Annotated in this window: 1 protein-coding gene; it reads left to right on the plus strand. The window is 69.1% G+C overall.

Annotation, left to right across the window (positions count from 1 at the left end):
• Positions 1-87: 87 nt before the first annotated feature.
• The coding region (locus tag B4M60_RS04055; RefSeq protein WP_414646728.1) for a DEAD/DEAH box helicase at positions 88-974 on the plus strand (887 nt) is incomplete at its 3' end.

Raw genomic sequence — 974 nt, forward strand, 5'->3', positions numbered from 1 at the left:
GAGAAGCCGGAGCCCGCCGCCGAGGTGCGCGAGCCGGTCGTGGCGAAGCCTGACGAGACCGACCCCGAGGCGCCCACGTTCGCCGACATGGGGCTCGCCCCGGCGGTCGCCCAGGCGGTCCGCGATGTGGGCTACGAGATCCCCTCCGCCATCCAGGCGGCCACCATCCCGCTCGTGCTCGCGGGACGCGACGTCGTGGGTCTCGCACAGACCGGTACGGGCAAGACCGCCGCTTTCGCGCTGCCGATCCTGTCCCTCATCGACCCCGCGGTGAAGAGTCCCCAGGCACTGATCCTGGCCCCGACCCGGGAGCTCGCGCTCCAGGTCGCCGAGGCCTGTATCACGTACTCCGCCAACATGCCCCAGGTCAACGTCCTGCCGATCTACGGCGGCCAGGCCTACGGAATCCAGCTGTCGGGCCTGCGCAGGGGCGCGCAGATCATCGTCGGTACGCCGGGTCGCGTGATCGATCACCTGAAGAAGGGCACGCTCGACCTCTCGGGCCTGCGGCATCTGGTGCTCGACGAGGCCGACGAGATGCTCGCGATGGGTTTCCAGGAGGACGTGGAGCGGATCCTCTCGGACACCCCGGAGACCACCCAGGTCGCGCTCTTCTCGGCCACGATGCCGGCCGCGATCCGTCGGATCTCGCAGAAGTACCTCACGGATCCGGCGGAGGTGAAGGTCGCGTCCAAGACGGCCACCGCGCCGACCATCGAGCAGCGCTACGTGCTCGTCAACCACCGCGACAAGCTCGACGCCCTGACGAGGATCTTCGAGGTCGAGGACTTCGACGCGATGATCCTGTTCGTCCGGACCAAGTCGGCCACGGAGGAGCTCGCTGAACGGCTCCGGGCCCGTGGGTTCTCGGCGGCACCGATCAACGGTGACATCCCCCAGAATCTCCGCGAGCGGACCATCGAGGCGCTCAAGGACGGCCGCACCGACATCCTGGTGGCCACCGACGTGGCCGC

Source organism: Dietzia sp. UBA5065 (assembly GCA_002415925.1).
Lineage (GTDB): Bacteria > Actinomycetota > Actinomycetes > Mycobacteriales > Mycobacteriaceae > Dietzia.